This window comes from Arenimonas sp. MALMAid1274, assembly GCF_049195245.1.
Lineage (GTDB): Bacteria > Pseudomonadota > Gammaproteobacteria > Xanthomonadales > Xanthomonadaceae > Arenimonas.
The window spans coordinates 697,211-721,876 of sequence record NZ_JBMIRR010000027.1 but is presented as its reverse complement, the minus strand read 5'-3'; the positions used below and the strand labels follow the sequence as shown (position 1 = coordinate 721,876).

Here is a 24,666-nt window from a genome sequence, read left to right as displayed (position 1 = left end):
TTAGGCGATAAGATCGGCCATCCCCGCATTACGAGGTGGTCGTGGCCAGGACGTCCCGGTTCCGTGCGTGCCCGCTGTGCGAGGCGATCTGCGGCCTGGAGCTGCAGTACGAAGGCCCCGACCTGGTCGCCATCCGGGGCGATGCCGCAGATCCCTTCAGCCGTGGCCATGTCTGCCCGAAGGGCAATGCCATCCTCGACCTGGAGGCCGACCCCGATCGCCTGCGCCGCCCCCTGCGTCGTCGCGGCAGCGACTGGGAGGAGGTCGGCTGGGACGAGGCCTTCGCCGAGGCCGGGGAACGTTTGGCCGCCGCGCAGTCGGCGCATGGCTCCGACGCCGTGGGGGCGTACCTGGGCAATCCGAACGTGCACCACTTCGGCCACATCGCCTACCTGCCCGCCCTGCTGCGGGCCTTCCGCAGCCGCAACTTCTTCAGCGCGTCATCGGTGGACCAGTGGCCGCACCAGCTGGTGGACTGGCTGATGTACGGCCACCAGTTCCTGCTGCCGGTCCCCGACATCGACCGCACCGGTTACCTGCTGATGCTGGGCGCCAACCCGGTCGCGTCCAACGGCAGCCTGATGACCGCGCCGGGCGTGCAGAAGCGGCTGCAGGCGCTGGTCGAACGCGGCCGGCTCGTGGTGCTCGACCCGCGCCGCACCGAAACCGCGGCCATGGCCAGCCGCCACCACTTCATCCGGCCCGGCACGGATGCCTGGTTCCTGCTGGCGCTGCTGCAGGAAATGCTGGCGCTCGGGCCGCCGCGCGTGCAGGCCTACGCGGGCAGGCTCGCAGGCCTGGACGAGGCTTTGGCGGCCGTCCTGGCGGTGGACACGGGTGAGGTCGAGGCGCGTACTGGGATTTCGCGCTCCGACATCCGCACCATCGCCGCCGATTTCCTGGCCGCGCCGGCGGCGGTCGCCTACGGCCGTATGGGCGTGTCCACCCAGGCCTACGGCAGCCTGTGCCAGTGGCTGATCCAGCTGGTGAACCTGGTCAGCGGCAACCTCGATCGCGAGGGTGGCGCCCTGCCCAACGAGGCAGCCTTTCCCGTCACTGGCCCTGGAACCTCGCCGGGCCAGCGCGATCGCTGGCGCAGCCGTGTCCGCGGCCTGCCCGAATTCGCGGGCGAACTGCCGGTGGCGGTGCTGGCCGAGGAAATACTCACGCCCGGCCCCGGCCAGCTGCGCGCGCTGCTGACCTGTGCTGGCAACCCGGTGCTGTCCACGCCCGATGGCCGCGGGCTGGACCGCGCGCTGGCGTCTCTGGACTACATGGTCAGCATCGACATCTACCTCAACGAGACCACCCGGCATGCGCACCTGATCCTGCCGCCGGCCTCGCCGCTGACCCAGCCGCACTACGACCTGCACTTCAACAGTTTCGCGGTGCGCCGCGTGGCCAAGCTGAGCCTGCCCTTGCATGCGCAGCCCGATGACCAGCGTGCCGACTGGCAGATCATCAACGCCCTGGGCCGCCACTACAGCGCAGCGGCCGGCAAGCCCTGGCGAGAGGCGCTGCCGCCGTTGGACGTGATCCGGGCGGGTCTGGAGCGCGGCGGCTCCGGCCTGGACTGGGACACGCTGGTGGCCTCGCCCCACGGCATCGACCTTGGGCCGCTGCGGCCGTCGTTGCTGTCGCGGCTGGAAACCGCCAGCGGCTGCATCGAATGCGCACCGCCCCTGCTGCTGCAGGACCTGACGCGGCTGCAGCAGGCCGCAGCGGGCGTCGATGGCAACGCGCTGCGCCTGATCGGCCGCCGCGACGTGCGCAGCAACAATTCGTGGATGCACAACGCGCCGCGGCTGGTCAAAGGCAAGGCGCGGCACCAGCTGCTGATGCATCCGGACGACCTGGCGCGGCGCGCGCTGGCCGATGGCGCACGCGTGCGCATCGCCTCGGCCACGGGCGAGGTAAGCACCGAAGTCTGCGCCAGCGACGAGGTCATGCCGGGCGTGGCCTGCCTGCCCCATGGCTTTGGCCATGATCGCGGAGGCACGCGGCAGCGGCGCGCCGAAGCGGTACCCGGCGCGAACTACAACGACCTGAGCGATCCGCAGCAGCTGGACCTGCCGTCGGGCAATGCGGCGCTCAACGGCGTCGCGATCTCCGTCGAAGCGGAGTGATTGCCGGCCTCAGTGGCCGCCGTGTCGCAGCCAGCGTTCGGCGACGGTGACGTTGCCGAACACGCGGCCGTTGGCGCCACGCTCCAGGGCCAGGATTTCGCCGTGCTCCATGTGCGCCATCAGCTCGATGCGTCCGACGACGAAGGCTACCTGTACCTGGTCCAGGCCCAGTTCGATCAGGTGGTCGACCACCGCAGGCAGGTCGCGCTCGCCGACGTGGTCGCCCAGGTTCTCCAGCACCAGCAGCTTGCGGGCCTGGCGGCGCCGGCACTGGCTGGCGATGTCGGCCCAGTAGGCCAGGGAGATCTCGTGGCTGTCGCGGGGTCCGGTGACTTCGGCGTAGAGGTAACCGGGACGGTCTTCGTAACGGATGCGGATATCGGGGGGCAGGGATGTCACGTGGCACGGCGGGAATCGGGGGGAGCGGCATTCTAGCGCGCCCTCCCCTTTCCGGCCTGTGCCGCTTGTCCTATCGTGCGCACAGGCCTACGGAAACCCCCCATGCGTCCCACGCGGCCCTCCTGGTTCGCCCATCTTTCCGCCTGGCTCGGCGTCCTGAGCCTGATCGCCGTGGTGTGTTTCCACTTTCCCGAACTGCTGACCAGCCGCGACTTCCGCCGGGTGTACAGCGAGGATTTCGCGCGCGGCCTTCTGCTGTTCGGACTGGTGGCGGCCTTCGTGCTGGGCACCGTGGCCATCCTGCGCGGACGCAACCGCCGTGTGGCGTTGCTGGGCGTGGGCAGCGCCACCCTGGCCGTGCTGCTGGGCGGCACCGACGTGCAGCTGGATCCCATCGGGCAGACGCCGTGGTCGCTGGGGCTGGACTGGTTCGTGGTGTCGCTGTTCTTCTCGGCCCTGGTGTTCGTGCCGATCGAACGCGCGCTGGGCCGCCTGGACCAGTCGCTGCTGCGGCCCGGCTGGCGCACCGACCTGGCCTATTTCTTCCTCAGCCACGTGCTGGTGCAGTTCATCCTGATCCTGGTCACGGCCTGGACCACGCACATCGCGGCGCTGGTGGCCTTCCCGGCGCTGGCAGCGTCGCTGCAATCCTTGCCGGTCTGGCTGCAGTTCATGATCGCGGTCGTGTGCGCCGACCTGGCGCAGGCCGTGCTTCACCGCGCCTACCACCGCGTGCCCTGGCTGTGGCGCTTCCATGCCATCCACCACAGCAGCCGGCACATGGACTGGCTGGCGGGATCGCGCATGCATCTGTTCGAGATCGTGCTGACCCGAAGCTTCGTGCTGCTGCCGCTGGTGGTGCTGGGTTTTTCGCAGCCGGCGATCAACGCCTACGTGATCCTGGTCGGGCTGCAGGCGGTGCTGGCGCACGCCAACCTGGGACTGCGCTTCGGCTGGCTGGAGCAGGTGCTGGTGCTGCCCCGCTACCATCACTGGCACCACGCGCGCGATCCGCGCTACGTGGACGCGCACTACGCCATCCACCTGCCGGTCATCGACCGCCTGATGGGCACTTACCGCCTGCCGCGCGACGGCACTTGGCCGGCGGAGTACGGAAACCTGGATCCCGACGACGTGCCCGAGGGCGTGTGGCGGCAGCACCTGGCGCCGTTCCTGCAGGCGACCCGGCGCGGAGGCCGCGGGGCCGCACCGCCCTGAAGACTCAGGCGGTCGCGAAGTGTCGGTGGTCCACCATCAGGCAACGGTCCTGCACCACATCGATGCCGGCCTCGAGCAGGGCCTCGGCGAACGCGGCGTGGCGGATGCCCGACTGCAGCCAGACCGCCGGTGGCCGCTTGGCCAGCACGTCGGCCAGGTGCGGCATCAGGTCCTTGGAGCGACGGAACACGTCCACCAGGTCGATGTCACCCGGAATCTCGGCCAGGCTGCGGTAGACCGGCCGGCCCAGGATGGTTTCCACCTCGGGGTAGTAGACCGGCACCGGCACCACGTCCAGGCCGGCGCGCTCGAGATAGCGCGGCACTTCGATGGCCGGCTGGCCGCGCTGGGACTCGGTCTTGATGCCCAGCACCGCCACCCGCCGCACGCGCGCCAGCAGCGCCCGCAGGTCGGTTTCCGATTCGATCAGGCGGCCGCGGGCACCCATGGCGTTCAGTGGTTGTGGCCGCCGGCGCCGTGCACGTGGCCGTGCACCACTTCCTCGACGGAGGCGTCGCGCACGTCCACCACTTCGATGGCGAAGTTGAGGTTCTGGCCGGCCAGCGGGTGGTTGCCGTCCACGGTGACCATGCCGTCCTCGATCTTGGCGATGACCACCGAGATGGCGCCCTGCGGGGTCTGCGCCTGGAACTGCATGCCGACCTCGATGTCGTCCACGCCCTGGAAGGCTTCGCGCGGCACGACCTGGATCAGCATTTCGTTCGGCGTGCCGTAGCCCTCTTCCGGGGACACCTTGACGTCGAAGCTGTCGCCGGCGCGGCGACCTTCCATGGCCTTCTCCAGGCCCGGCACGATGTTACCGACGCCGTGCAGGTAGGTCAGCGGATCGGCGCCGCGGGAGGAATCGATCACCGTGCCCGCGTCATCGGTCAGGGTGTAGTGGAAGGACGCGACGGTGCGCTCGGCAATCTGCATGGGAATCCTTGGGGGAGGCCGGACCCGGGGGCGCGGTCGGCGGGAAAAGGGCGCATAGGCTAGGCCAAGCGCGGGGCCCGCGCAAATGCGGCGGCCCGCACGCGCCAAGAAAAAGCCCCGGCCGTTGCCGGCCAGGGCTTGATCAGCATTGCTTGGCGGCAGCGATTACAGCGGCTGCACTTCGTCCGCCTGCATGCCCTTCTGGCCCTTCACGACCTTGAAGGAGACCTTCTGGCCTTCCTGCAGGGACTTGAAGCCGGTGCCCTGGATGGAACGGAAGTGGACAAACACGTCCTCGCCGCTTTCCGGGGTGATGAAGCCAAAGCCCTTGGCGTCGTTGAACCACTTCACGGTTCCAGTCTGACGATCCGACATATCTCTAATCCTTGTTGTAACAGTTGGTTGGGTAACCACGATCAGCCGTGATACCGGCAACCGCAGTCCCGTGACCATACTCGCTTATGGCCGGGATTGCGAATGTCGTACAATTCGGGGTCCCTTCCTGCCCCGGCCCGAGCTCCCTGCATGTCCGCCTTCGCCACCGAGCGCGTGCTCAGCGTCCGGCACTGGAACGACGACTACTTCAGCTTCACGACCACCCGGGACGACGGCCTGCGCTTCGAGAACGGCCAATTCGTGATGATCGGGCTGCCCGTGGACGGCCGGCCCCTGATGCGCGCGTACTCCATCGCCAGCGCCAACTGGGAGGAGGAGCTGGAGTTCTTCAGCATCAAGGTGCCCAACGGCCCGCTCACGTCCCGGCTGTGCCACATCCAGCCCGGCGACGACGTGCTGGTGAGCCGCAAGCCCACCGGCACCCTGCTGATCAGCGACCTGCACCCGGGCCGGAACCTCTACCTGCTGGCCACCGGCACCGGCCTGGCGCCCTTCCTGGGCATCGTGAAGGACCCGGAAACCTACGAGCGCTTCGAGCGGGTCATCCTGACCCACGGCGTCCGCGGCGTCGGCGATCTGTGCTACCACGACTACATCGTCAACGAATTGCCCCGCCATGAGCATCTGGGCGAGGTGATCACCCGGCAGCTGCGGTACTACCCGGCGGTCAGCCGCGAGCCCTTCCGGAATGCCGGCCGCCTGACCAGCCTGATGGACAGCGGCCGGATGCAGGCCGACCTGGGGCTCGAGCCGCTGGACGCCGCCCGGGACCGGGCCATGATCTGCGGCAGCCCGCAAATGTTGGCCGACTTCCGCGCCCTGCTCGATGCCCGGGGCTTCCGCCCGGCGCCGCGCATCGGCACCGCCGGCGAATACGTCTTCGAACGGGCCTTCGTCGAGAAGTGATCCGCACCGGCACGGTGCTAGGCTTTTGCTGCCAGCCGGCCCCTGCTCGCCCTCACGCTGCCGGCGGCGTCGGCCAGCACGCGTGATCCGATCCGCGAGGGTGTGATCGAACAGGTGACCGAAGTACAGATCAAGTCCCACCATCACCATGGCGTGGGCGCCATCGTGGGCGCAGGCATCGGCCTGGGCCTGGGCAGCCTGGTCGGCGGCGGCCATGGCCGCGACGTGGCCAAGGTGGTCGGTGCGCTGGCCGGTGCCAAGGCCGGACGCAACGTCGCCGAGGCCCACGACAAGCCGATCGCCCGCGTGCAGGTCGTGGTCCGGCTGGAAAGCGGCGTGCTGGTGGTGGTGACCCAGCCTTCGAGCGCGGCCCCTGGCCTGCGCAAGGGCCAGAAGGTGTATGTCGAAGGCACCGGCAACGGCGCCCAGGTGATTCCACGCTGAGCCCCGCGGCGCGCCCGTCGGCCAAGCCCCGGGCGCGCAGTGGCGCTGCGCTTCAGCCCACCAGCGCGGCGATGTCCTTCTCGATCTTTTCCGGCGTGTCGGTCGGCGCGTAGCGCTTGAGCACCTTGCCGTCCTTGCCGACCAGGAACTTGGTGAAGTTCCACTTGATGCCTTCCATGCCCAGCAGGCCGGCCTTTTCGGACTTCAGCCAGCGGTACAGGGGATGCGCCTGCGGTCCGTTGACGTCGATCTTGGCGAACATCGGGAAGCTCACGTCGTAGGTGAGCGAGCAGAAATTCCTGATCTCGGCCTCGTCGCCCGGCTCCTGGTGGCCGAACTGGTCGCAGGGGAAGCCCAGCACCACCACGTCCTTGTCCTGGTACTTGCGCGCAAGCTTCTCCAGTCCGGCGTACTGCGGCGTGAAGCCGCACTTGGAGGCCGTGTTGACGATCAGCATGGCCTTGCCCTTGTACGCGTCCAGGGACAGCTCGGTGCCTTCGATGGTCTTGGCGGAAAAATCATACGCAGTGGTCATGGCGGACTCCGGTTGGACCGGGCTAGCCTAGCGCAATCCTCCCGCACGGAGCCGACATGCCTGTTTCCGCTGCTGTACTCGACGACCTGCTTCGCGCGCGCCTGCCGCCTGGCCTGAAGATCCCGCCGCCGTGCCTTCTCGGCATGCAGGGCCAGCCCCTGGAATACGAGGACGGCCAGTGGCTGAGCATGCGCTTCCCGGTGCTGGAGGCCTACCAGAACCCGCTGGGCTACATGCAGGGCGGCTTCATCGCGGCCGCACTCGACAATACGCTGGGTCCCTTCTCCTATCTGATCGCGCCGCCCAGCGTCACCAGCCACCTGAGCCTGGACTACCTGCGCCCGGTGCCGCCGGGCATGGCCTACATCGACTGCATCGCCCGGCTGGTGTCCCGCACCCGCCACAACCTTTATCTGTCGGGGGAGGTGGTCGGGCCGGAGGGCAAGGTGCTGGTGCTTGCACACTGCACGAGCCATCTGCTGGGACCCTGACCCCTGCCTTTCGTCATGCGTGGCCTTCATGGGCCATGGGGTAGGCTTCATGGGTTTACCGAACCCGTGAAGGACCCGACTCCATGACCCACAAGCTGTCGCTCGCCCTCGCCGCCGCCCTTTGCGCGGCCACGCCCGTCGCCTTCGCCGCGGCGGCCGATCCCGTCACCCAGGCCGCCGAACCCGTGTCCGCCAATCCCTTCTTCGCGCCGAGCACCCTGCCCTACCAGCTGCCGCCCTTCGACCAGATCCAGGACGCGCACTACGCGCCGGCGTTCGAGAAGGGCATGGCCGACCAGCGCGCCCAGGTCGACGACATCGCCAACAATCCGGCGGCGCCCAGCTTCGAGAACACCATCGTCGCGATGGAGAAGACCGGCGCGGTGCTCAATCGCGTTTCGGCCGTGTTCTTCAACCTGGCCGGCGCGAACACGAACGACGCCATGCAGGCCGTGCAGGCCCAGATGGCGCCCAAGCTGGCCGCCCACCAGGACGCCATCCTGCTCGACGGCAAGCTGTTTGCCCGCATCAAGACCCTGCACGACGGCCGCGACAAGCTGGGCCTGGACGCCGAGAGCCTGCGCCTGCTCGAGCGCTACCACACCGACTTCGTGCGCGCCGGTGCCAACCTGTCCGACGCCGACAAGACCAAGCTCAAGGCGATGAATTCCGAACTGGCCACGCTGGCCACCACCTTCAGCCAGAACGTGCTCAAGGAAGTGAATGCCTCCGGTGTGCTGGTGGACGACGTCAAGCTGCTTGACGGCCTGTCGCCGGATGCGGTCACCGCCGCCGCCGAAGCCGCCAAGGCCGCGGGCAAGCCGGGCCAGTACCTGATCGCCCTGCAGAACACCAGCGGCCAGCCGCTGCTGTCCTCGCTGACCAATCGCGAACTGCGCCAGCGCATCATGGCCGCCTCGCTCAGCCGCGGCAGCCGCGGTGGCGAGTTCGACAACCGCGCCATCGTCGCGCGCGTGGCCAAGCTGCGCGCCGAACGGGCCGCCTTGCTGGGCTACCCGACCCACGCCGCCTACGTGCTGGAAGATGAAACCGCCGGCACCGTCGGCGCCGTCAACAAGCTGATGGCCGACCTGGCGCCGGCCGCCGTGGCCAACGCCCGCCGCGAAGCCGCCGACATGCAGGCCATCATCGATGCCGACAAGGGCGGCTTCCAGCTCGAGGCCGCCGACTGGTCCTTCTACGCCGAGAAGGTGCGCAAGCAGAAGTACGACTTCGACGAATCGCAGCTGCGTCCCTACTTCGAGCTCGACAGCGTGCTCAAGAACGGCGTCTTCTACGCCGCGGGCCAGCTGTACGGCCTGAGCTTCAAGGAGCGCACCGACCTGCCCACCTACCACCCGGACGTGCGGGTGTTCGAGGTGTTCGAGGCCGACGGCAAGCCGCTGGGCCTGTTCCTGGGCGACTTCTACGCGCGCGGCAACAAGCGCGGCGGCGCCTGGATGAATGCCTATGTGCCGCAGAACGGGCTGACCGGCACCCAGCCTGTGGTGGCCAACCACCAGAACATCCCCAAGCCGGCCGACGGCCAGCCGACCCTGATGACCTTCGACGAGGTCACCACCATGTTCCATGAGTTCGGCCACGCGCTGCACGGCCTGTTCTCGAATGTGAAGTACCCGCAGTTCGCCGGCACCAGCGTGCCGCGCGACTTCGTCGAGTATCCGTCCCAGGTCAACGAGATGTGGGCCACGTGGCCCTCGATCCTGGCCAATTACGCCAAGCACCACGAGACCGGCGAGCCGATCCCGCAGGCGCTGCTGGACAAGGTGCTGGCGGCCGAGCAGTACGGCCAGGGCCACGCCACCACCGAATACCTGGCGGCGGCGATGCTGGACCAGAAGTGGCACCAGCTGGCGGCCAACGAAGTGCCCAGCGACACCCTCGCCTTCGAGGCCCAGGCGCTGCGCGCCGCGGGCGTGGACTACGCGCCGGTGCCGCCGCGTTACCGCAGCACCTACTTCTCGCACATCATGGGCGGCTACTCGGCCGGCTACTACGCCTACCTCTGGAGCGAAGTGCTGGACGCCGAATCGGTGGAGTGGTTCAAGGAAAACGGCGGCCTGAGCCGCGCCAATGGCGACCACTTCCGCCGCACCCTGCTGTCGCGCGGCGGCAGCGTGGATGCGATGCAGCTCTTCCGCGACTTCCGCGGCCGCGACCCGCAGGTGGGTCCGCTGCTCAAGCGTCGCGGCCTGGAGACGCCGGCTGCTGCGGACTGAGCATTCACGTCGCTCCAACGAAAAACGCCCGGCGAGTGCCGGGCGTTTTCTTTTTTTTGCCGGGGATTTACGCGGATAAAAGCCGATTGATGTAAAGGGGCCGGAGCCTCGTCGGTGGCCGGCTTTTGACCGTCAGGCGGCGCGTTGGCAGGCGCGGAGTTCCTTGTTCAGGACTTCGGCCTTGCTGACGTACTGCTTGGCCAGGACGCGCACGACGAAGCTGTGGTCGCGGTCGAGCACGACCTTCTGGAAGGTCAGCTGCAGCGCGCCTTCGACTTCGGCCATGCGGGTGTAGCGCTCGGCGCCGGACTCGGGCCACTGCTTGCGCAGGCCGGCATAGGCCTTGCTCAGTTCGCCCAGCGGGCCGTCGGTCTTGCGGGCCACCTTCTTCTTGCCGGTCACCGGCTTCATCTCGCCGGTCAGTTCCGCCGCCAGCTCGGACTTGGCCTTGGCCAGGCGGGTGAACAGCGTGCTCAGCTTCTTGTCCTTCACCTTCTGCGCCGCTTCTTCGTAGAACGCGATTCCGTCCTCGCTGATTTCGATCAGGTCGGAAATGCTGTTCGTGGTATCGGTCATGCGGCGCTCCTTGGCGTGGGTAAGGGTCAGCGCGATCACCCCGCTACAGGCCGGGTGGCGGTGGGCCCCGTCGGGACGGGGCGAGGCGGTCGCGAAGGGAAGCGAACGACACTGATGGCCACAGGGGCCGTTTCCAGTCCGTGGATCATACGTTCCACGGCGTGAAAATTCGGTTATTCGGGCATTTCGGCGGCTTGATTCAAGCGCGCGCTTTAATCACATTTGAGCGCATTTGACGGCATTTAAGTGCTGATCAACGCGAATAACGCCAAGACACCATCTTGCCCTGCTGGTACGGCATGACGCCGTGGAACGGCCGTGGGTCGCCGTCGAACACCAGCGGCAGGAAATGGCGGTCGCCCTCCCAGAGCGGCAGGCTGTCCAGACGGGACAGTTCCACCCATTCCAGGTCGCCTTCTTCGTTCGCCGCAAACGGTTGCCCGGAATACGCCTCGACCAGGAAGATGAAGCCCAGCCAGTCCTCGCCCTGCTTGCCGAAACCGGGCCAGCTCAGTGTTCCGCGCAGCTGCACCTGGGTGCATTCGATGCCGGCCTCCTCGCGGATCTCTCGCCGCAGTCCCGCCAGCACGTCCTCATCGCGCTCGAGCTTGCCGCCCAGCCCGTTGTACTTGCCCAGGTGATGGTCGCCCGGCCGCGCGTTGCGATGGACCATGAGGCAGCGCTTGCGATCGGGCGACAGTACGTAGGCCAGGGTGGCGGTGATCGGCGTGTAGGGCATGCGGCATGCGGCATCCGGCGTTCGGGATAGAGAAAGCTTGGTGGGCCGGGCTGGCTCGCGCAAGTTGTGGGCACCGGGCGAGCGGATTCGGCATGCGACAATCGCGGCATGCAAACCGTCTCCCTCCCCGGCCTGGCGATCATCGGCGGCGGTCCGGCCGGCCTGATGGCGGCCGAGACTGCGCGTGCCGCGGGCCTGGCCGTGGATGTGTTCGACGCCAAGGGCTCGGTCGGCCGCAAGTTCCTGATCGCCGGCAAGGGTGGGCTCAACCTGACCCACGGCGAGTCGATGCCCGCGTTCACCGCGCGCTACGGCCCGCGTGCCGACGCCGTGTCGAACTGGCTGCAGGCTTTCCCGCCCGAGGCGCTGCGCGACTGGGCGCGCGGCCTGGGCGTGGACACCTTCGTCGGCAGTTCCGGTCGCGTGTTTCCGCTGGACCTCAAGGCGGCGCCGCTGCTGCGGGGCTGGGTGCGCCGCCTGCGCGAGCAGGGCGTGCGTTTCCACGTGCAGCATCGCTGGCTGGGCCAGGCCGATGACGAAGCGCACCGGCTGGAAACGCCAGGGGGTGAGCTGCGCGTGTCCGCGGCCGCCACCGTTCTGGCCATGGGCGGAGGCAGCTGGCCCGAGCTGGGCTCGGACGGTGCCTGGGTCCCTGCCCTGCGCACGCTGGGCGCGGACGTGGCCCCGCTTGAACCGGCCAACTGCGGCTTCGACGTCGGCTGGAGCGAGCACTTCGCGCAGCGCCATGCCGGCGCACCGATCAAGCCCGTCCGGCTGGCGATCGACGATGGCGCGCCGCTGCGGTGGCGCCAGGGCGAATGCGTCGCTACCGCGACCGGACTGGAGGGCAGCCTTGTCTACGCCCTGTCGGCCGACCTGCGCCATCGGATCCATGCCCAGGGCCACGCGATCCTGCGCATGGACCTGGCGCCCGGCCGCGACGCGTCAAGGCTGACGCGCGACCTGGCCAGGCCACGCGCGGGACGCAGCCTTTCCGAGCACCTTCGCCGCAACGCCGGCATCCACGGCGTGCAGGCGGCCCTGCTGCGCGAACGCCTGGACAAGGCGGCGCTGGAAGATCCGGCGACACTCGCGCAGGGCATCAAATCGCTGCCGGTGCGACTCGTCGCCCCGCGTCCCCTGGCCGAAGCCATCAGCACCGCCGGTGGCGTGCGCCTGGAATCGCTGGATCAGCACCTGATGCTGCGTTCACGCCCGGGTGTGTTCTGCGCCGGCGAGATGCTGGACTGGGAGGCGCCGACCGGCGGCTACCTGCTCAGCGCCAGCTTCGCCAGTGGCCGGGTCGCCGCGCTCGGCGCCGTGCACTGGCTGCAGGCTCAGGGCGCCGCGCGGAAGTCGTAGAGCGTGATGTCGAACACCAGCATGCCGCGCGGCGCGCCCGGCGATGGCTGGCTGTCGTAGGCCAGCGAGCCCGGTACCCAGAAGCGGAAGGTGTCGCCGCGCGACATCAGCGGCACGCCTTCCTGCCAACCGGGAATCAGCTCGCCCAGCGGAAACACCGCACGCTCGTTGCGCACGACCGAGCTGTCGAACAGTTTGCCGTCGGTGGTCCAGCCGCTGTAGTGGATGTCGATGATGCTGGACAGGGTGGGCTTGTCGCCGCCGTCGCCGCGCTTGAGCACCTTGTACGCCAGGCCGCTGGGCGTGCGGACCGCCTCGGCGGGCACGGCGGCGACGTCGGCCGGCGTGTCGATCGGGCTGGACTTCTCGCCCACCACGGTCAGGTCGATCACATGCGGCAGGTCCGGCATGCCCGGGTAACCGGGCTTGAGGCGATCGGCCTGGATCCACCAGCGCCGCGTCTCGCCGATCGGCGTGGTCAGCAGCGCGCGCGCCAGTCCGGGCTGCGCCAGGGCCAGGCTCCGGATCGAGCCCACCTGGGCACCTTCCTGGCGGGAATTGGCGCGCGTCACGCCATCGGCGCTCCAGATGTCGGCCCGGTATTCGACGTAATCGCCGCGGACGGTGCGCGAGGCATCCGGACCGGGCTTGACCACCACGTAGGCCATGCCGCTCGCGGTTTCGATGGCCTGCGGCGGCGGCGCGTCCAGCGGCGCGGGAGCGCGCAGGGCATCCACCGCCCACGCGGCGGGACAGGTCAGGGCGAGCAGCAGCACCAGGGCGCGAGGCGACATCTTCAACACTCCGTACGGGGTTCGGGCGACGGCGCGGAGGTTAGCAGAACGTGCCGGCCTCACCAGTCGGTGCGTCCCGGCAGCAGGCCGCGCAGTTCAGCCTCGGTCAGGTTGCGCCAGCGGCCCGGCTTGATCTCGGCCAGCTTCACGTTGGCGATGCGGATGCGCCTGAGCTGGGTGACGCGGTAGCCGAACGCGGCCGCCATCAGGCGGATCTGCCGGTTCAGCCCCTGGGTGAGCACGATCGAGAATCCGAAGCGGGCGATCTTGCGCGTGCGGCACGGCAGGGTCATCTCGTTGTGGATGCGCACGCCGCGGGCCATGCCGCGCAGGAAGTCGTCGGTGACCGGCAGGTTGACGCCCACCAGGTATTCCTTTTCCTTGTGGTTCTCGGCCCGCAGGATCTCGTTGACGATGTCGCCGTTGCTGGTCAGCAGGATCAGGCCCTCGGAATCCTTGTCCAGTCGACCGATGGGGAAGATGCGCTGCTGATGGCCGACGAAATCGACGATGTTGCCCTTCACGGTGGTGTCGGTGGTGCAGGTGATGCCCACCGGCTTGTTCAGCGCGATGTAGACGTGCCGGCGCGCACCGGGCTTGGCCGCGCGCTGGACCAGCGGCTGGCCGTCGACCCGGACCTCGTCGCCCTCGGCCACCTGGGTACCGATGCCGGCCGGCAGGCCATTGACCGTCACCCGCCGTTCGGTGACCAGCCGGTCGGCCTCGCGGCGGCTGCAATAGCCGGTGTCGCTGATGAACTTGTTCACACGCATGGATGCCAAGGGGTGCCGCGCCGCGTCAGAAGTGGCGCGCATCCTGTCACGCCGGGGCGGTCAAGTCACCGCCGCGGCGGCCCCGGCTTGGGTCTGGCCGTGTGCCGGCACCGAAGATCTGGGGGTCACGGTCATCGAAATGCCCAATCCGTCACGGATTCGGAAGACGACGGCGCTCTGGTGCCCATCGGCCATCCGGCTGGCATGAATCCTGCAGCATGCCCAGTGCAATCCCAACCAACCCCCGACCGGAGTGCAGCATCATGGGTATCGTCATCCCCTTCCCCACCAAGCAGGTCATGGACGATGAGCTGGCGATCCGGCTCTGGGAACTGGTCATGGCCGGCGAGATCGGCACCCCGGAGTACCGGCGCGTTGACGCCGAGATCAGCCGCCGCAAGGCGATGACCGCCCCGCGCCAGGCGGCGGTCGGCGGCCGTCCCCGGGGCTGAAGTCCCATGCTGCGGATTGGCGCGAACACCCGCTGGTCACGACCGGGCCGCGCGCTGCCGCGCTCCCGCCGTCAGCCCAGCTTCCGGACCCGGAAGTTGCGGCCCTTGATCTTCCCCGCCCGCAGTCTCTCCAGGGCCTTCTGGGCCTGGCTGCGCTCGATCGCGACATAGGTGCGGGTCGGGAAACCGTCGATCTTGCCGATGGCCGTGGCGGCCAGTCCGGCCTCCCCCGTCAGTGCACCCACCAGATCGCCGGGCCGGAGCTTGTCCTGCCTTCCGGCGTCCACCACCAGCGTCGTCATCACCGCAGGCGCGGGCCGGGCCGGCTTGCGCGAAAGGTCGATCCGCTCCCAGCGCACTGCGCCCCCCAATCGTTCCTCGATGCCGGCCACACGCCGTCGTTCGTCGCCGGCCACCAGGGCCAGGGCCAGGCCGGCTTCCCCGGCCCGGCCGGTGCGGCCGATGCGGTGCGTGTGCGTGTCCACGTCGCTGGCCAGGCCATGGCTGACCACCAGCGGCAGGTCCTTGATGTCCAGGCCGCGCGCGGCGACGTCGGTGGCCACCAGCACCTGGCAGCTGCGGTTGCCGAAGCAGACCAGCACCTCGTCGCGGTCACGCTGTTCAAGGTCGCCGTGCAGGGCCATCACCGCAAAGCCGCGCTGGGCGAGGTCCTCAGCAACCTGCTGCACGTCGCGCCGGGTGTTGCAGAACACCAGGGCCGACTCGGGCTTGAGGTCGCCCAGCAGCAGGGCCAGGGCATCGGCCTTGCGCGGGGCTTCGACCTCGTAGAAGCGCTGCTCGATCACCGCAGCGTCGCCGTCGGACACCGTGTGCTCTTCGGGCTGGCGCTGGAAACGGCGGCCCAGCGCGCGGATTTCCTCCGGAAAAGTCGCGGAGAACATCAGCGTCTGGCGCGCCGCGGGTGCCTGCCCCAGGATGCCCGCGATGGCCGGCTCGAAGCCCATGTCCAGCATGCGGTCGGCCTCGTCCAGCACCGCGGTGCGCAGGCCGTCGAGCACCAGCGCGCCTTCGTCGATCAGCTCCTGCACGCGGCCGGGCGTACCGACCACCACCTGGGGCGGATGTACCAGCGAGGCCAGATGCGGACGCAGCGGCACGCCGCCGCAGAACACGCTGACCTTGGTATTGGGAAGAAACCGCGCCAGCCGGCGGATTTCCTTTCCGACCTGGTCGGCCAGCTCACGCGTGGGGCACAGCACCAGGGCCTGCACGCCAGCGTGATCGGCATCCAGCCGCGACAGCAGGCCCAGGCCGAAGGCCGCGGTCTTGCCGCTGCCGGTGCGGGCCTGTGCGATCACGTCGCGGCCGGCCAGGATGGACGGCAGGGTAGCCGCCTGCACCGGCGTCATCACGGCGTAGTCCAGCACCTCCAGCGCCTGGTGCAGTTCGGGAGCCAGCGGTAATTGTTTGAAGTCGGTCATGCGCCATTCTCGCATGGCCGGGCCGAGCACCGGCTCAGCCGCCCATGGGCGTGGCCTTGCCGTCCTTGCCGATGATGCTGCATTCCTTGGCCCAGACCGGCTGCTTGGCGGTGGACCCACTCATGCGCCCCGCCGCCTGTTCGCGGAATTCGGCGGCCAGGGCGGCCTGGCCTTCTTCCGACAGCGAGCATTCCATGCGCATGTCGCCGGGCATGCCCTGAGAGTAGACGCACTTGCCGTCGGCCGGACCGACGATGCGGTGGGGAATGATGAAGCCGCGCATGAAGGGATGCGGGGATTCGAAGGTCGCGGCCTCGCAGGCCTGCACCGCTTCGGCGAAGGCCAAGGTGGCCGGGTCGCCCTCGGTCTGGGCCGCCGCGGGCCCGGGGACCGATTCCGCGCCGGCGCCGCACGGCGCCAGGCAAAGCACTGCCATCATCAGGGAGATTCGATGCCTCATGTCAGGGTCCTCGCCGTCGGGGATCAGCCGCGCATCAGTTCGTAAGGCCCGCCCTTCTCCAGTGCGCGCTGGTAGGCCGGTCGCGCATGGATGCGCTTGAGGAAATCGACCAGGCGCGGGCGGCTGTCGTCCAGCCCGCCGCGCGCCGCGGCCGCTTCGATCGGGAAACTCAGCTGCACGTCGGACGCGCCCAGCGACGCGCCGCCGAACCAAGGCGCCTTGCCCAGCTCGGCCTCCAGGTAGTCCAGGTGCAGCTTGATCTGCGGCGACACGAAGCCACCCATCACCTTGTCGGCGATGCCGTGTGCGATCGGCTTGGCGAAGAAGGGCATCGGCGCACTGCGCACCTTGGCGAAGATCAGCGCCATCAGCATCGGCGGCATCAGCGAGCCTTCGGCGTAGTGCAGCCAGTAGGTCTGCGCGCGGCGGGCCGGGTCGCCCGGCGGCGGCAGCAGCTTGCCCTGCCCGTACTTGTCGGCCAGGTATTCGATGATGGCGCCGGACTCGGCCACGGTCTCGCCGCCGTCGGTGATGACCGGCGACTTGCCCAGCGGATGCACGGCCTTGAGTTCCGGCGGCGCCAGCATGGTCTTGGCATCGCGCTGGTAGCGCTTGACCTCGTAGGGCACGCCCATTTCCTCCAGCAGCCAGAGCACGCGCTGCGAACGGGAATTGTTGAGGTGGTGGACAGTGATCATTCGCGGCACATCCTGGTCGGCGTCAGCGGCCAGCATATCGCGGCCGGCGGCGTCTTTTCCGGCGCGCCGGCGCGGGTGAAGATGGGTTCAGCCCGCCTTCCCCAGACTGCCTGCATGAAACTCGCCCCGCTCGTCCTGTTAGCCCTGGCCCTGCCCCTCCCCGCCGCCGCCACGCCGCTGGCCAGCTGCCTGGCCTCCCTCAGGCCCCAGGCGGTTGCCGCGGGGGTCGGCGGCGCCACCTTCGACACGCACACCGCGGGCCTGGTTCTGGATCCGGGCGTGCTGGAATCCCTGGACTATCAGCCCGAATTCCGCACGCCGATCTGGGACTACCTGGCCGGCCTCGTGGACGAGCAGCGGGTCGCGGACGGACAGGCGCGGCTGGCGGAGCATCGGGCCACGCTGGACGAGGTGGCGCGAAAGTACGGCGTCGACCCGGCGACGGTGGTGGCGGTCTGGGGCGTGGAAAGCGACTACGGCCGCACCTTCGGCAAGAAGCCGCTGCTGGGCTCGCTGGCCACGCTGTCCTGCGAGGGACGCCGGCAGGCCTTCTTCCGCAGCGAACTGTTCGCGACCCTGAAGCTGATCCAGTCAGGCGACCTGCAGGCCGAAGGCCTGGTCGGTTCCTGGGCGGGCGCGTTCGGGCACACCCAGTTCATGCCGTCCACTTATGCGCGCATCGCGGTGGACCATGACGGCGATGGCCGGCGCGACCTCGTGGGCAGCATTCCCGATGCGCTGGCGTCGACCGCCAATTACCTCAAGCGCAGCGGATGGCGCACGGGTCAGCCCTGGGGTCATGAAGTGATCCTGCCCGAGGGCTTCGACACCGGCGTGAGCGGACGCCAGGCGCGGCGGCCCCTGTCGCAGTGGCTTGCGCGGGGCATCGTCCGGGCCGATGGTCAGCCACTGCCCGCATCCGATACCGCCGCTGCGCTGTTGCTGCCGGCCGGTCCGAAGGGGCCGGCCTTCCTGGTCTTCAAGAACTTTGACGCGATCTATTCCTACAACGCCGCGGAAAGTTATGCGCTGGCCATCGCCCACCTGTCGGACCGGCTGCGCGGTGGCGGTCCGTTCGCGGCGGCCTGGCCGACCGACGATCCGGGCCTGTCGCGGGCGCAGCGCAAGCAGCTGCAGGAACTACTGCTGGCGCGCGGCCATGCCATCGGCGAAGCCGACGGCATGATCGGCGCCAGGTCGCGCGAGGCGCTGAAGCTGGAGCAGGCTCGCCTGGGCCTGCCGGCCGACGGCCGCGCCGGCCAGCGAAGCCTGCGCGCCCTGCAGCAGGACGCCGCGCCCCGGCCCTGACGCGCGGACTCAGGCGACGGCCTGCTTCCGCGTGGCGACGCGGTACATCCATGCGCCGACCACCGCCAGCACCACCAGGCCGCCGATCTCGCCGACGTTGAAGCGCTCGGGCATCGCCAGCGCATCGGAGCGTTCGGTCACCACGATCGGCACCGCGATCAGGATGCCCATCAGGGCTTCACCGGTGATCAGGCCCGCGGCGAACAGCGTGCCGGGACGGTGGATGCGGTCACGCGCGTCCTCGTCGGTCGGATCGATGCGGTGCCAGCGCTCGACGGCCCAGGACAGCAGGCCGCCGAGGAAGATCGGCACCATCAGCTCCAGCGGCAGGTAGATGCCGATCGCCGCGGCCAGCACCGGCACGCGGAAGCGCGCCTTGCGCGCCTTCAGGATTTCGTCCACCAGGATGATCAGCGCGCCCACGCCGGCGCCGACCGCGATGGTGGACCACGGCAGGTCGCCGCCGAACATGCCGCGTGCCACCGAAGCCATCAGCGTGGCCTGCGGCGCCGCGAGGGACTCTGGCTTGTCGGCAGTCGGGGCGCCGATGCCATAGGCCTCGGCGAGCAGGTTGAGCACGGGCGCCATGATCAGCGCGCACGAGAACGCACCGATGCCCAGCATCAGCTGCTGCTTCCACGGCGTCGCGCCGACGATGTAACCCGCCTTGAGGTCCTGCAGGTTGTCGCCGCCGACGGCCGCCGCGCAGCAGACCACCGCGCCGATCATGATGGCCGCCACCGCGCCGATCTTGGAATCGCCGCCCAGCAGGAACCACAGCACCACCGAGGCGAACAGGATGGTGGCGATGGTGATGCCCGACACGGGATTGTTGGACGAGCCCACCAGGCCGGCCAGGTAACCCGATACCGAGACGAACACGAAGCCGGCGACGATCATGATGATCGTCATCGGGATGCTGACACTCCACTGCTGCACCACCGCCTGGTACAGCATCAGCAGCGGGATCACGAACAGCACCAGCGAAAACAGCATCCACTTCATCGGCAGGTCGCGCTCGGTTTCGGCCACCACCGTGCCCTTGGCCTGGCGCGCGGCGGCGATGCCGCTCTTGATGCCCGAGAGCAGCGAATTGCGCAGCGTGAACAGCGTCCACAGGCCGCCGATCAGCATCGCGCCCACGCCCAGGTAGCGGATCTGGCTGCCCCAGATCGCCCAGGCCGCGTCCTCCGCACCGGCGCCGGCCAGCGACACCGACAGCACCGGATCACCGGCGAGGAAAAACGCGTGGTAGATCGGAATGGCGATGTGCCAGGAGAGGATGGAACCCGACACCACCACGATGCCGACGTTGAGCCCGACGATGTAGCCCACGCCCAGCAGCGCCGGGGACAGGTTGGTGCCCATGTACCCCAGGTACTTGCCGAAGAAGCCGGCGCCCGCCGCCGTGTCCGGGATCAGGCGCAGGCCGCTCTGCGCGCCCAGCTTCACCAGCGCGCCCAGCGCGGCGGCGACGCCCAGGATCTTCAGGCCCGGGCCGGGATTCTCGCCGGCCTTGAGCACTTCGGCCGCGGCCTTGCCTTCGGGAAACGGCAGCGGATCCTCGACGATCATCGAGCGACGCAGCGGCACCGAGAACAGCACGCCCAGCAGGCCGCCCAGGCCGGCGATGGCCAGCACCCAGCTGTACTGGAAGGTCTGCCAGTGGCCCAGGATGATCAGCGCCGGGATGGTGAAGATGACGCCGGCCGCGATCGACGAGCCGGCGGAGGCGCCGGTCTGCACGATGTTGTTTTCCAGGATCGAGCCGCCGCCCAGCAGGCGCAGCACGCCCATGGACACCACCGCCGCCGGGATCGCGGTGGCGATGGTCAGTCCGGCGAACAGGCCCAGGTAGGTGTTGGCCGCGGCCAGGATCACCGCCAGGATCACCGACAGGACCACGGCACGGAAGGTGAGCTGCGGTACGGGCGCCGGCGGCGTCGGCAGCGGGGGTGTGGACATCGGGGGCTCCGGGTGGTTCGGTGGGAAGTCCCGGACTCTACGCGCACCGGCCCCGGGCGGTCACGTCCCGGTGGGATCCCGCCGGAAAGCCGGTCGCTGCCCATAGGTGCACCACCGCCACAGCCACTCCATCGGTCCGAAGCGGAAACGGCGCAGCCACCAGCGGCTGGTGATGACCTGCAGCGCGAAGAAGAGGATGGCGATTGTCAGCACCGTGGTCCCGCCGGCACGAGGCAGCAGGCCCAGGCCGACGTTGGACAGCAGTCCCAGGTACACCAGGGCGTGCAGCAGGTATTGGGTCAGCGCCATGCGGCCGACGGCGGCCAGTCCCTCGCATCGTCGCCGGCCCTGCGGTGTCAGGGTCCAGAGTGCGATCGCGCAGGCGTAGCCGCCGGCCACCAGCAGCATGCCCAGCAGGTCGCCGGCGTTGGCGAGGTGGTAGGCCCAGCCCTCGAAGTAATCGTCGGTGAGCACGGACAGCTTGGCCGGCAGCGACACCGCCAGCCCGCCGACCAGCAGCAGCGGCAGCGCGCGCCTGAAGCCGGCCCGATATCGCGCCACGTCCTGGAACCAGCCCCGACGCGCAATCCAGAACCCGAGCAGGAAGCGGCCGATGACCTGGCCCATGAAAAACGGCAGCAACACCGTGCCCAGGTATTCCTGGCCGTTGCTGCGGATGTTGTCGGCCAGGTAGTCCCCGTAGCCGCCCTGGCTCCAGGCGACGTAGCGACTGGCGACGCCGGATTCCCACACCGGCATCAGCCGCGCGGCCGGTCCGTCGGGCGACAGGTCGATCCACAGGTCGAAAGCGAGCATAGCGCCGACCGACAGCAGCAGTCCGGCCCACAGCAGGACGCGATCGGAGGCATGGCGCACCACCAGCAGCACCACGCCGGCCAGCGCGTACAGGTGCAGGATGTCGCCCAGCCAGAGGAAGTACAGGTTGAACGCGCCGATGGCCAGCAGGATGCCCAGCCGGCGCAGGTAGCGCGCCGCGAAACCGGGTCCGCGCGCCTGCGCCCGCTGCAGCTGGATGGCGAAGCCCAGGCCGAACAGCATCGAGAACAGCGCCTGTGCCTTGCCTTCCATCAGCCAGGCCATCAGGAAGCGCAGCGGCCGGTCGATGCCGGCACTGGGCAGCGCGTCACGCACGGGGGCCGGCAGCGCCAGCTCCGGGCTCGCGATCCACGTCAGGTTGATCAACAGGACGCCGAACAGGGCGAAGCCCCGGATCGCGTCGAGCACGAACAGGCGATCGGGTTCGGCCAGCGGGGCCGCCATCCGCGCACTCGAAGACATCTGCCCCCCCCTGTCCCTACCCTGCGCCTGCGGTCGCCAGGCTCGCCTGATGGTCAGGCCACGATATCAGGTGGTCGCGGCGGGGACCGGTTTCAGGCAACAATCCGGCCACAGTCCCCCGCGATGGAGTTCCGGCATGAAATGGCGCAGTGCAAGGCGAAGCAGCAACGTCGAGGACCGCCGCGGCATGGGTATGGGCGGTGGCGGCGGTGGCATGAAGCTGGGTCTGGGCGGCGTGGCCGTGGTGGTGGTCATCGGCCTGCTGCTGGGCAAGAACCCGCTGGAGATGCTGGGACTGCTTGCCGAGATGCAGCAGGGCGCTCCGGGCACCGGCCAGCCCTCGGGGCCGGCGCAGGCGCCGCCGGCGGACGACGAGGCCTCGCAGTTCGTGGCCAGCATCCTGGGCGAAACCGAGGACGTGTGGGGCCACATCTTCCAGGCCAGCGGCCAGCAGTACCCGGCGCCACAGCTGGTGCTGTTCAGCGGGCGCGTCAACTCGGCCTGCGGCGGTGCGACCGCGGCGGTGGGGCCGTTCTACTGCCCGGGTGACCGCAAGGTCTACATTGACCTGAGTTTCTTCCAGCAGATGCAGCAGCGCCTGGGTGGCGGCGGTGATTTCGCCGAGGCCTATGTCATTGCGCACGAGGTGGGCCATCACGTTCAGACGATCACCGGCGTGTCGGCCAAGGTCAACGAGATCCGCCAGCGCGGCGGCAATGTCGAGGGCGCCACCGGTCCGCTGGTCAGGCAGGAGCTGCAGGCCGACTGCTACGCGGGGCTGTGGGCGCACCACGCGCAGCAGCGCCACGCCTGGCTCGAGCCGGGAGATCTGGAGGAAGCCATGCGTACCGCCACCGCGATCGGCGACGACACGCTGCAGCGGCAGGGCCAAGGCACCGTGGTGCCGGATTCCTTCACCCACGGCAGCGCGGAGCAGCGCGTGCGCTGGTTCCGCATCGGCTTCGAGTCCGGCGACTATCGCCGCTGCGACACTTTCGCCGCTGCCCAGCTATGAGGCCTCGGGTCCCGCCGCCGGATGCGGCGGGGCCGCCCAGGTGTCCAGCAGCGCGTCCTTCTCCTGCCACAGGCCGTTGATCCAGGCCTGGAAGCGTTCGCGGAAAGCGGGGTCCGCCTCGTAGTCACCGCCGGCAAAACCGGCCGGCAGCGCTCGCTCGCGCACGTGCACGCGCACTTCACCAATCCGGTCGGCGAACAGGTCGGCCAGCGTGGGCCGGCCCACGTCGTAGCTGACGGTGACGTCGAGCACCGATTCGATCGCATCACCCATCGCGCCGACGACGAAGGCCACGCCGCCGGCCTTCGGCCGCAGCAGGTGCCGGTAGGTCTCGCCCTGCGCCGCATGCTTGCCGGGAGTGAAGCGCGTGCCCTCCACGAAATTCATTACCGACACCGGGATGTGGCGGAACTTCTCGCAGGCCCGGCGCGTCACGGCCAGGTCGCGGCCGGCCAGCTCCGGCCGGCGCGCCAGCTGCTGCCGCGAGTAGCGCTTCATGAAGGGGAAATCCAGCGCCCACCAAGCCAGCCCCAACAGCGGCACCCAGAACAGCTGGCTCTTGAGGAAAAAACGCAGCAGCGGAATGCGGCGGTTGAACACCTTCTGCAGCACCGGGATGTCCACCCAGCTCTGGTGGTTGGCGAACACCAGGTAATGGCCGCCGTAGCGCAGGCCCTGCACGCCCTCCACCACGAATCGCGTGCGGGTGAAGGCGTCGATCAGCGCCGAGTTGACGGCGATCCAGCTTTCGGCGATCAGCATCAGCGCGCGGTCCAGCCGTGGCCGGATCGCGGGCAGCGGAAGCAGCAGCTTGGTGATGGCGACCACCAGCAGCACCGGCACGTGCAGCAAGGTGCTGGTGCCGACCAGAAGGGCGGCCAGTGGTGCGCGCAGCGGGACCGGCAGGTAGGTGAAAAGGCGTCGAGGGGCGGAGGTCATGGCGCCAGCCTAGCAAGGCGCGCGGCGGGAAACGCAAGGGTCATGGCAACGGCGGGGGCAACTCGCAGCGGCCCTCGGCGCAGGCGCGCGACTTTTCCTGGGCGCGGCGCGCGGCGCGGCGCACCAGCCAGCCGTAGAGGCGGTTCAGATGCAGTCGTGACAGGGGCTGGCGGAAGCGCGCAACCCAAGGGTACAGGCGGTCCCAGACCGGCCTGAGCCGCGGTTGCGCCCACACCGCGGCGACGGCCTCCAGACCGGCCGCGCGGTAGGCCCGCTCGAACACTTCGACGCCGCGGTACCACTGTCCCGCCGAATCCCGGGCGTGGATCAGGCGCATGAGGTCGGCTTGGGCGATGCCGGCCTGCGACAGCTGCGGATCGGTGAATCCGGCGGCCGATGCGTCGCGAAGTTCCAGAAGCGAATGCGCATCGAAGTCCTTCAGCGCGTGCATCTCCTCCCGGCACAGCGGGCAGGACGCATCGTAGTAGATCACCAGCGGCCAGGCGGTGGTGCTCATGCCTTGTTGTCCCGGAGGAGTTTCTGGATGCGGCTGCCGAGCTTCATCACCTTCATCAGCGTGGCGGGCTCCAGCCGCAGCATCTCCTCGCCCCAGGAAGACAGCGCGGTCATCAGGGCCAGGGTATCCAGGATGCGCTTGCGCGCCTCGGGGTCTTCCCCGGCCAGGGCGGGATCCTGGCTCAGCTCGGTGAGCATGGCCACGGTAGGGTCGAACTCGCGCGCCTTGCGCTCGCGCACCACGGTGCGGAACAGCTCCCAGACGTCGCGCGAGGTCTCGAAGTGATCGCGACGCTCGCCCAGCTGGTGCACCACCCGCACCAGTTTGAGATTCATCAGCTCGCGCAGGCTGTTGCTCACGTTGGACCGGGCGACAGCCAGAACGCCGGCAATGGTCTCCGCATCCATCGGCTTCCCGGCCAGGAACAACAGGGCATGCACCTGCGCGACGGTCCGGTTCACGCCCCAGCGCGAGCCCATCTCGCCCCAATGCATGACGAAACGTCGGCTCAGCGGGCTGAGCGGGTCGGTGGCATAGGCGGCGGCGGACTCGGTCATGAGCGATCCTCTGGGAACAGCCGGAGCATGGCTTGCATGCAGGTTAGTTCCGGCATATATTTCTGTCAAGACAGAAATA

27 protein-coding genes are annotated in these 24,666 nt (G+C 69.0%); 10 read left to right on the top strand and 17 right to left on the bottom strand.

Features of this window, described 5'->3' with window-relative positions; translation table 11 throughout:
* The first annotated feature begins 41 nt into the window (after positions 1-41).
* Complete coding sequence (locus ACOQFR_RS11975; protein ID WP_421382192.1) at positions 42-2,126, top strand: molybdopterin-dependent oxidoreductase; 2,085 nt, start codon at positions 42-44, stop codon at positions 2,124-2,126.
* 9 nt (positions 2,127-2,135) lie between these two features.
* On the opposite strand, the gene ACOQFR_RS11970 is transcribed toward ACOQFR_RS11975, so the two are convergent.
* Positions 2,136-2,525, bottom strand: a complete 390-nt coding sequence (locus tag ACOQFR_RS11970) for a hypothetical protein (protein WP_421382190.1) — start codon at positions 2,523-2,525, stop codon at positions 2,136-2,138.
* A 102-nt stretch (positions 2,526-2,627) separates the two neighbouring features.
* Between ACOQFR_RS11970 and ACOQFR_RS11965 the strand changes: the two genes are divergently transcribed.
* A complete protein-coding gene (locus ACOQFR_RS11965) occupies positions 2,628-3,743 on the top strand; it encodes a sterol desaturase family protein (RefSeq protein WP_421382187.1) in 1,116 nt (371 codons plus the stop codon).
* A gap of 4 nt (positions 3,744-3,747) precedes the next feature.
* Here the strand turns inward: ACOQFR_RS11965 and ACOQFR_RS11960 are convergent, their stop codons facing one another.
* The 3 genes from ACOQFR_RS11960 to ACOQFR_RS11950 all read right to left on the bottom strand — a co-directional run bounded on the left by ACOQFR_RS11960 (position 3,748) and on the right by ACOQFR_RS11950 (position 5,054).
* On the bottom strand, positions 3,748-4,191 hold the full coding sequence (locus ACOQFR_RS11960) for a CoA-binding protein (protein WP_421382185.1): 444 nt from the start codon (positions 4,189-4,191) through the stop codon (positions 3,748-3,750).
* A 5-nt stretch (positions 4,192-4,196) separates the two neighbouring features.
* Complete coding sequence (gene slyD, locus ACOQFR_RS11955; RefSeq protein WP_421382182.1) at positions 4,197-4,679, bottom strand: peptidylprolyl isomerase; 483 nt, start codon at positions 4,677-4,679, stop codon at positions 4,197-4,199.
* A gap of 165 nt (positions 4,680-4,844) precedes the next feature.
* Positions 4,845-5,054, bottom strand: coding sequence for a cold-shock protein (locus ACOQFR_RS11950; RefSeq protein ID WP_231696100.1), 210 nt, complete (start codon positions 5,052-5,054; stop codon positions 4,845-4,847).
* 150 nt (positions 5,055-5,204) lie between these two features.
* Here ACOQFR_RS11950 and ACOQFR_RS11945 point away from each other — a divergent pair, with 150 nt between their 5' ends.
* Positions 5,205-5,981, top strand: coding sequence for a ferredoxin--NADP reductase (locus tag ACOQFR_RS11945; protein ID WP_421382179.1), 777 nt, complete (start codon positions 5,205-5,207; stop codon positions 5,979-5,981).
* A 114-nt stretch (positions 5,982-6,095) separates the two neighbouring features.
* Positions 6,096-6,425, top strand: a complete 330-nt coding sequence (locus ACOQFR_RS11940) for a glycine zipper 2TM domain-containing protein (RefSeq protein WP_421382177.1) — start codon at positions 6,096-6,098, stop codon at positions 6,423-6,425.
* A 52-nt stretch (positions 6,426-6,477) separates the two neighbouring features.
* Here ACOQFR_RS11940 and ACOQFR_RS11935 read toward each other — a convergent pair whose 3' ends face one another.
* A complete protein-coding gene (locus tag ACOQFR_RS11935) occupies positions 6,478-6,960 on the bottom strand; it encodes a glutathione peroxidase (protein WP_421382175.1) in 483 nt (160 codons plus the stop codon).
* Positions 6,961-7,016: 56 nt separating this feature from the next.
* Between ACOQFR_RS11935 and ACOQFR_RS11930 the strand changes: the two genes are divergently transcribed.
* Both ACOQFR_RS11930 and ACOQFR_RS11925 read left to right on the top strand, forming a co-directional pair.
* Entirely contained in the window at positions 7,017-7,451 is a 435-nt protein-coding gene (locus tag ACOQFR_RS11930) for a PaaI family thioesterase (RefSeq protein ID WP_421382173.1), read from the top strand.
* Positions 7,452-7,534: 83 nt separating this feature from the next.
* Positions 7,535-9,691 (top strand): M3 family metallopeptidase, encoded by a 2,157-nt coding sequence (locus ACOQFR_RS11925; protein WP_421382170.1) that lies wholly within the window; start codon positions 7,535-7,537, stop codon positions 9,689-9,691.
* 132 nt (positions 9,692-9,823) lie between these two features.
* Here ACOQFR_RS11925 and ACOQFR_RS11920 read toward each other — a convergent pair whose 3' ends face one another.
* A complete protein-coding gene (locus ACOQFR_RS11920) occupies positions 9,824-10,267 on the bottom strand; it encodes a PA2169 family four-helix-bundle protein (RefSeq protein WP_421382168.1) in 444 nt (147 codons plus the stop codon).
* A gap of 253 nt (positions 10,268-10,520) precedes the next feature.
* Positions 10,521-11,006, bottom strand: coding sequence for an NUDIX hydrolase (locus ACOQFR_RS11915; RefSeq protein ID WP_421382166.1), 486 nt, complete (start codon positions 11,004-11,006; stop codon positions 10,521-10,523).
* Between the two features lie 108 nt (positions 11,007-11,114).
* Here ACOQFR_RS11915 and ACOQFR_RS11910 point away from each other — a divergent pair, with 108 nt between their 5' ends.
* Positions 11,115-12,368 carry a TIGR03862 family flavoprotein gene (locus ACOQFR_RS11910; RefSeq protein WP_421382164.1) on the top strand — a complete coding sequence of 418 codons (1,254 nt, stop codon included), beginning with the start codon at positions 11,115-11,117 and terminating at the stop codon, positions 12,366-12,368.
* On the opposite strand, the gene ACOQFR_RS11905 is transcribed toward ACOQFR_RS11910, so the two are convergent.
* Together ACOQFR_RS11905 and ACOQFR_RS11900 are read right to left on the bottom strand one after the other, a co-directional pair.
* Positions 12,344-13,162: an FKBP-type peptidyl-prolyl cis-trans isomerase gene (locus ACOQFR_RS11905; protein ID WP_421382161.1), complete on the bottom strand. Its 819-nt coding sequence runs from the start codon at positions 13,160-13,162 to the stop codon at positions 12,344-12,346. The genes ACOQFR_RS11910 and ACOQFR_RS11905 overlap by 25 nt on opposite strands.
* Positions 13,163-13,221: 59 nt before the next feature.
* Positions 13,222-13,977 (bottom strand): pseudouridine synthase, encoded by a 756-nt coding sequence (locus ACOQFR_RS11900; RefSeq protein WP_421382159.1) that lies wholly within the window; start codon positions 13,975-13,977, stop codon positions 13,222-13,224.
* Positions 13,978-14,198: 221 nt separating this feature from the next.
* Here ACOQFR_RS11900 and ACOQFR_RS11895 point away from each other — a divergent pair, with 221 nt between their 5' ends.
* Complete coding sequence (locus ACOQFR_RS11895) at positions 14,199-14,387, top strand: hypothetical protein (protein ID WP_421382156.1); 189 nt, start codon at positions 14,199-14,201, stop codon at positions 14,385-14,387.
* A gap of 71 nt (positions 14,388-14,458) precedes the next feature.
* Here the strand turns inward: ACOQFR_RS11895 and dbpA are convergent, their stop codons facing one another.
* From dbpA to ACOQFR_RS11880, 3 genes are read right to left on the bottom strand one after another with little or no spacing between them, the layout of a single operon-like run.
* Positions 14,459-15,829 carry an ATP-dependent RNA helicase DbpA gene (gene dbpA / locus ACOQFR_RS11890; RefSeq protein ID WP_421382153.1) on the bottom strand — a complete coding sequence of 457 codons (1,371 nt, stop codon included), beginning with the start codon at positions 15,827-15,829 and terminating at the stop codon, positions 14,459-14,461.
* Positions 15,830-15,863: 34 nt separating this feature from the next.
* A complete protein-coding gene (locus tag ACOQFR_RS11885; protein WP_421382151.1) occupies positions 15,864-16,289 on the bottom strand; it encodes a hypothetical protein in 426 nt (141 codons plus the stop codon).
* A gap of 23 nt (positions 16,290-16,312) precedes the next feature.
* Entirely contained in the window at positions 16,313-16,987 is a 675-nt protein-coding gene (locus ACOQFR_RS11880; protein ID WP_421382149.1) for a glutathione S-transferase family protein, read from the bottom strand.
* Positions 16,988-17,101: 114 nt separating this feature from the next.
* Between ACOQFR_RS11880 and ACOQFR_RS11875 the strand changes: the two genes are divergently transcribed.
* Positions 17,102-18,295: a lytic murein transglycosylase gene (locus tag ACOQFR_RS11875; protein ID WP_421382147.1), complete on the top strand. Its 1,194-nt coding sequence runs from the start codon at positions 17,102-17,104 to the stop codon at positions 18,293-18,295.
* A 9-nt stretch (positions 18,296-18,304) separates the two neighbouring features.
* Here ACOQFR_RS11875 and ACOQFR_RS11870 read toward each other — a convergent pair whose 3' ends face one another.
* Both ACOQFR_RS11870 and ACOQFR_RS11865 read right to left on the bottom strand, forming a co-directional pair.
* Entirely contained in the window at positions 18,305-20,260 is a 1,956-nt protein-coding gene (locus tag ACOQFR_RS11870; RefSeq protein ID WP_421382145.1) for an OPT family oligopeptide transporter, read from the bottom strand.
* A 60-nt stretch (positions 20,261-20,320) separates the two neighbouring features.
* Positions 20,321-21,541: a DUF418 domain-containing protein gene (locus ACOQFR_RS11865; protein ID WP_421382143.1), complete on the bottom strand. Its 1,221-nt coding sequence runs from the start codon at positions 21,539-21,541 to the stop codon at positions 20,321-20,323.
* 154 nt (positions 21,542-21,695) lie between these two features.
* Between ACOQFR_RS11865 and ACOQFR_RS11860 the strand changes: the two genes are divergently transcribed.
* The gene (locus tag ACOQFR_RS11860) at positions 21,696-22,574 is read left to right on the top strand and encodes a neutral zinc metallopeptidase (RefSeq protein ID WP_421382141.1); all 879 of its coding nucleotides are present in this window, start codon (positions 21,696-21,698) and stop codon (positions 22,572-22,574) included.
* Here ACOQFR_RS11860 and ACOQFR_RS11855 read toward each other — a convergent pair.
* The 3 genes from ACOQFR_RS11855 to ACOQFR_RS11845 are packed head-to-tail and all read right to left on the bottom strand — an operon-like array spanning position 22,569 to position 24,587.
* Positions 22,569-23,513 carry an acyltransferase gene (locus tag ACOQFR_RS11855; protein ID WP_421382139.1) on the bottom strand — a complete coding sequence of 315 codons (945 nt, stop codon included), beginning with the start codon at positions 23,511-23,513 and terminating at the stop codon, positions 22,569-22,571. The two genes, ACOQFR_RS11860 and ACOQFR_RS11855, sit on opposite strands and share 6 nt — an antisense overlap.
* 40 nt (positions 23,514-23,553) lie before the next feature.
* Positions 23,554-24,030: a thiol-disulfide oxidoreductase DCC family protein gene (locus tag ACOQFR_RS11850; protein ID WP_421382137.1), complete on the bottom strand. Its 477-nt coding sequence runs from the start codon at positions 24,028-24,030 to the stop codon at positions 23,554-23,556.
* Positions 24,027-24,587 (bottom strand): GbsR/MarR family transcriptional regulator, encoded by a 561-nt coding sequence (locus tag ACOQFR_RS11845; protein WP_421382135.1) that lies wholly within the window; start codon positions 24,585-24,587, stop codon positions 24,027-24,029. The genes ACOQFR_RS11850 and ACOQFR_RS11845 overlap by 4 nt, the downstream gene beginning before the upstream one ends.
* Positions 24,588-24,666 lie beyond the last annotated feature (79 nt).

Coding starts and splice junctions, on each gene's coding strand:
- ACOQFR_RS11885 (WP_421382151.1), bottom strand. CDS start 16,289: ATGAGGCATCGAATCTCCCTGATGATGGCAGTGCTTTGCCTGGCGCCG.
- ACOQFR_RS11930 (WP_421382173.1), top strand. CDS start 7,017: ATGCCTGTTTCCGCTGCTGTACTCGACGACCTGCTTCGCGCGCGCCTG.
- ACOQFR_RS11900 (WP_421382159.1), bottom strand. CDS start 13,977: ATGCGCGCCACTTCTGACGCGGCGCGGCACCCCTTGGCATCCATGCGT.
- ACOQFR_RS11860 (WP_421382141.1), top strand. CDS start 21,696: ATGAAATGGCGCAGTGCAAGGCGAAGCAGCAACGTCGAGGACCGCCGC.
- ACOQFR_RS11950 (WP_231696100.1), bottom strand. CDS start 5,054: ATGTCGGATCGTCAGACTGGAACCGTGAAGTGGTTCAACGACGCCAAG.
- ACOQFR_RS11855 (WP_421382139.1), bottom strand. CDS start 23,513: ATGACCTCCGCCCCTCGACGCCTTTTCACCTACCTGCCGGTCCCGCTG.
- ACOQFR_RS11945 (WP_421382179.1), top strand. CDS start 5,205: ATGTCCGCCTTCGCCACCGAGCGCGTGCTCAGCGTCCGGCACTGGAAC.
- ACOQFR_RS11965 (WP_421382187.1), top strand. CDS start 2,628: ATGCGTCCCACGCGGCCCTCCTGGTTCGCCCATCTTTCCGCCTGGCTC.
- slyD (WP_421382182.1), bottom strand. CDS start 4,679: ATGCAGATTGCCGAGCGCACCGTCGCGTCCTTCCACTACACCCTGACC.
- dbpA (WP_421382153.1), bottom strand. CDS start 15,829: ATGACCGACTTCAAACAATTACCGCTGGCTCCCGAACTGCACCAGGCG.
- ACOQFR_RS11880 (WP_421382149.1), bottom strand. CDS start 16,987: ATGATCACTGTCCACCACCTCAACAATTCCCGTTCGCAGCGCGTGCTC.
- ACOQFR_RS11915 (WP_421382166.1), bottom strand. CDS start 11,006: ATGCCCTACACGCCGATCACCGCCACCCTGGCCTACGTACTGTCGCCC.
- ACOQFR_RS11895 (WP_421382156.1), top strand. CDS start 14,199: ATGGGTATCGTCATCCCCTTCCCCACCAAGCAGGTCATGGACGATGAG.
- ACOQFR_RS11845 (WP_421382135.1), bottom strand. CDS start 24,587: ATGACCGAGTCCGCCGCCGCCTATGCCACCGACCCGCTCAGCCCGCTG.
- ACOQFR_RS11910 (WP_421382164.1), top strand. CDS start 11,115: ATGCAAACCGTCTCCCTCCCCGGCCTGGCGATCATCGGCGGCGGTCCG.
- ACOQFR_RS11875 (WP_421382147.1), top strand. CDS start 17,102: ATGAAACTCGCCCCGCTCGTCCTGTTAGCCCTGGCCCTGCCCCTCCCC.
- ACOQFR_RS11960 (WP_421382185.1), bottom strand. CDS start 4,191: ATGGGTGCCCGCGGCCGCCTGATCGAATCGGAAACCGACCTGCGGGCG.
- ACOQFR_RS11920 (WP_421382168.1), bottom strand. CDS start 10,267: ATGACCGATACCACGAACAGCATTTCCGACCTGATCGAAATCAGCGAG.
- ACOQFR_RS11935 (WP_421382175.1), bottom strand. CDS start 6,960: ATGACCACTGCGTATGATTTTTCCGCCAAGACCATCGAAGGCACCGAG.
- ACOQFR_RS11925 (WP_421382170.1), top strand. CDS start 7,535: ATGACCCACAAGCTGTCGCTCGCCCTCGCCGCCGCCCTTTGCGCGGCC.
- ACOQFR_RS11850 (WP_421382137.1), bottom strand. CDS start 24,030: ATGAGCACCACCGCCTGGCCGCTGGTGATCTACTACGATGCGTCCTGC.
- ACOQFR_RS11870 (WP_421382145.1), bottom strand. CDS start 20,260: ATGTCCACACCCCCGCTGCCGACGCCGCCGGCGCCCGTACCGCAGCTC.
- ACOQFR_RS11905 (WP_421382161.1), bottom strand. CDS start 13,162: ATGTCGCCTCGCGCCCTGGTGCTGCTGCTCGCCCTGACCTGTCCCGCC.
- ACOQFR_RS11865 (WP_421382143.1), bottom strand. CDS start 21,541: ATGGCGGCCCCGCTGGCCGAACCCGATCGCCTGTTCGTGCTCGACGCG.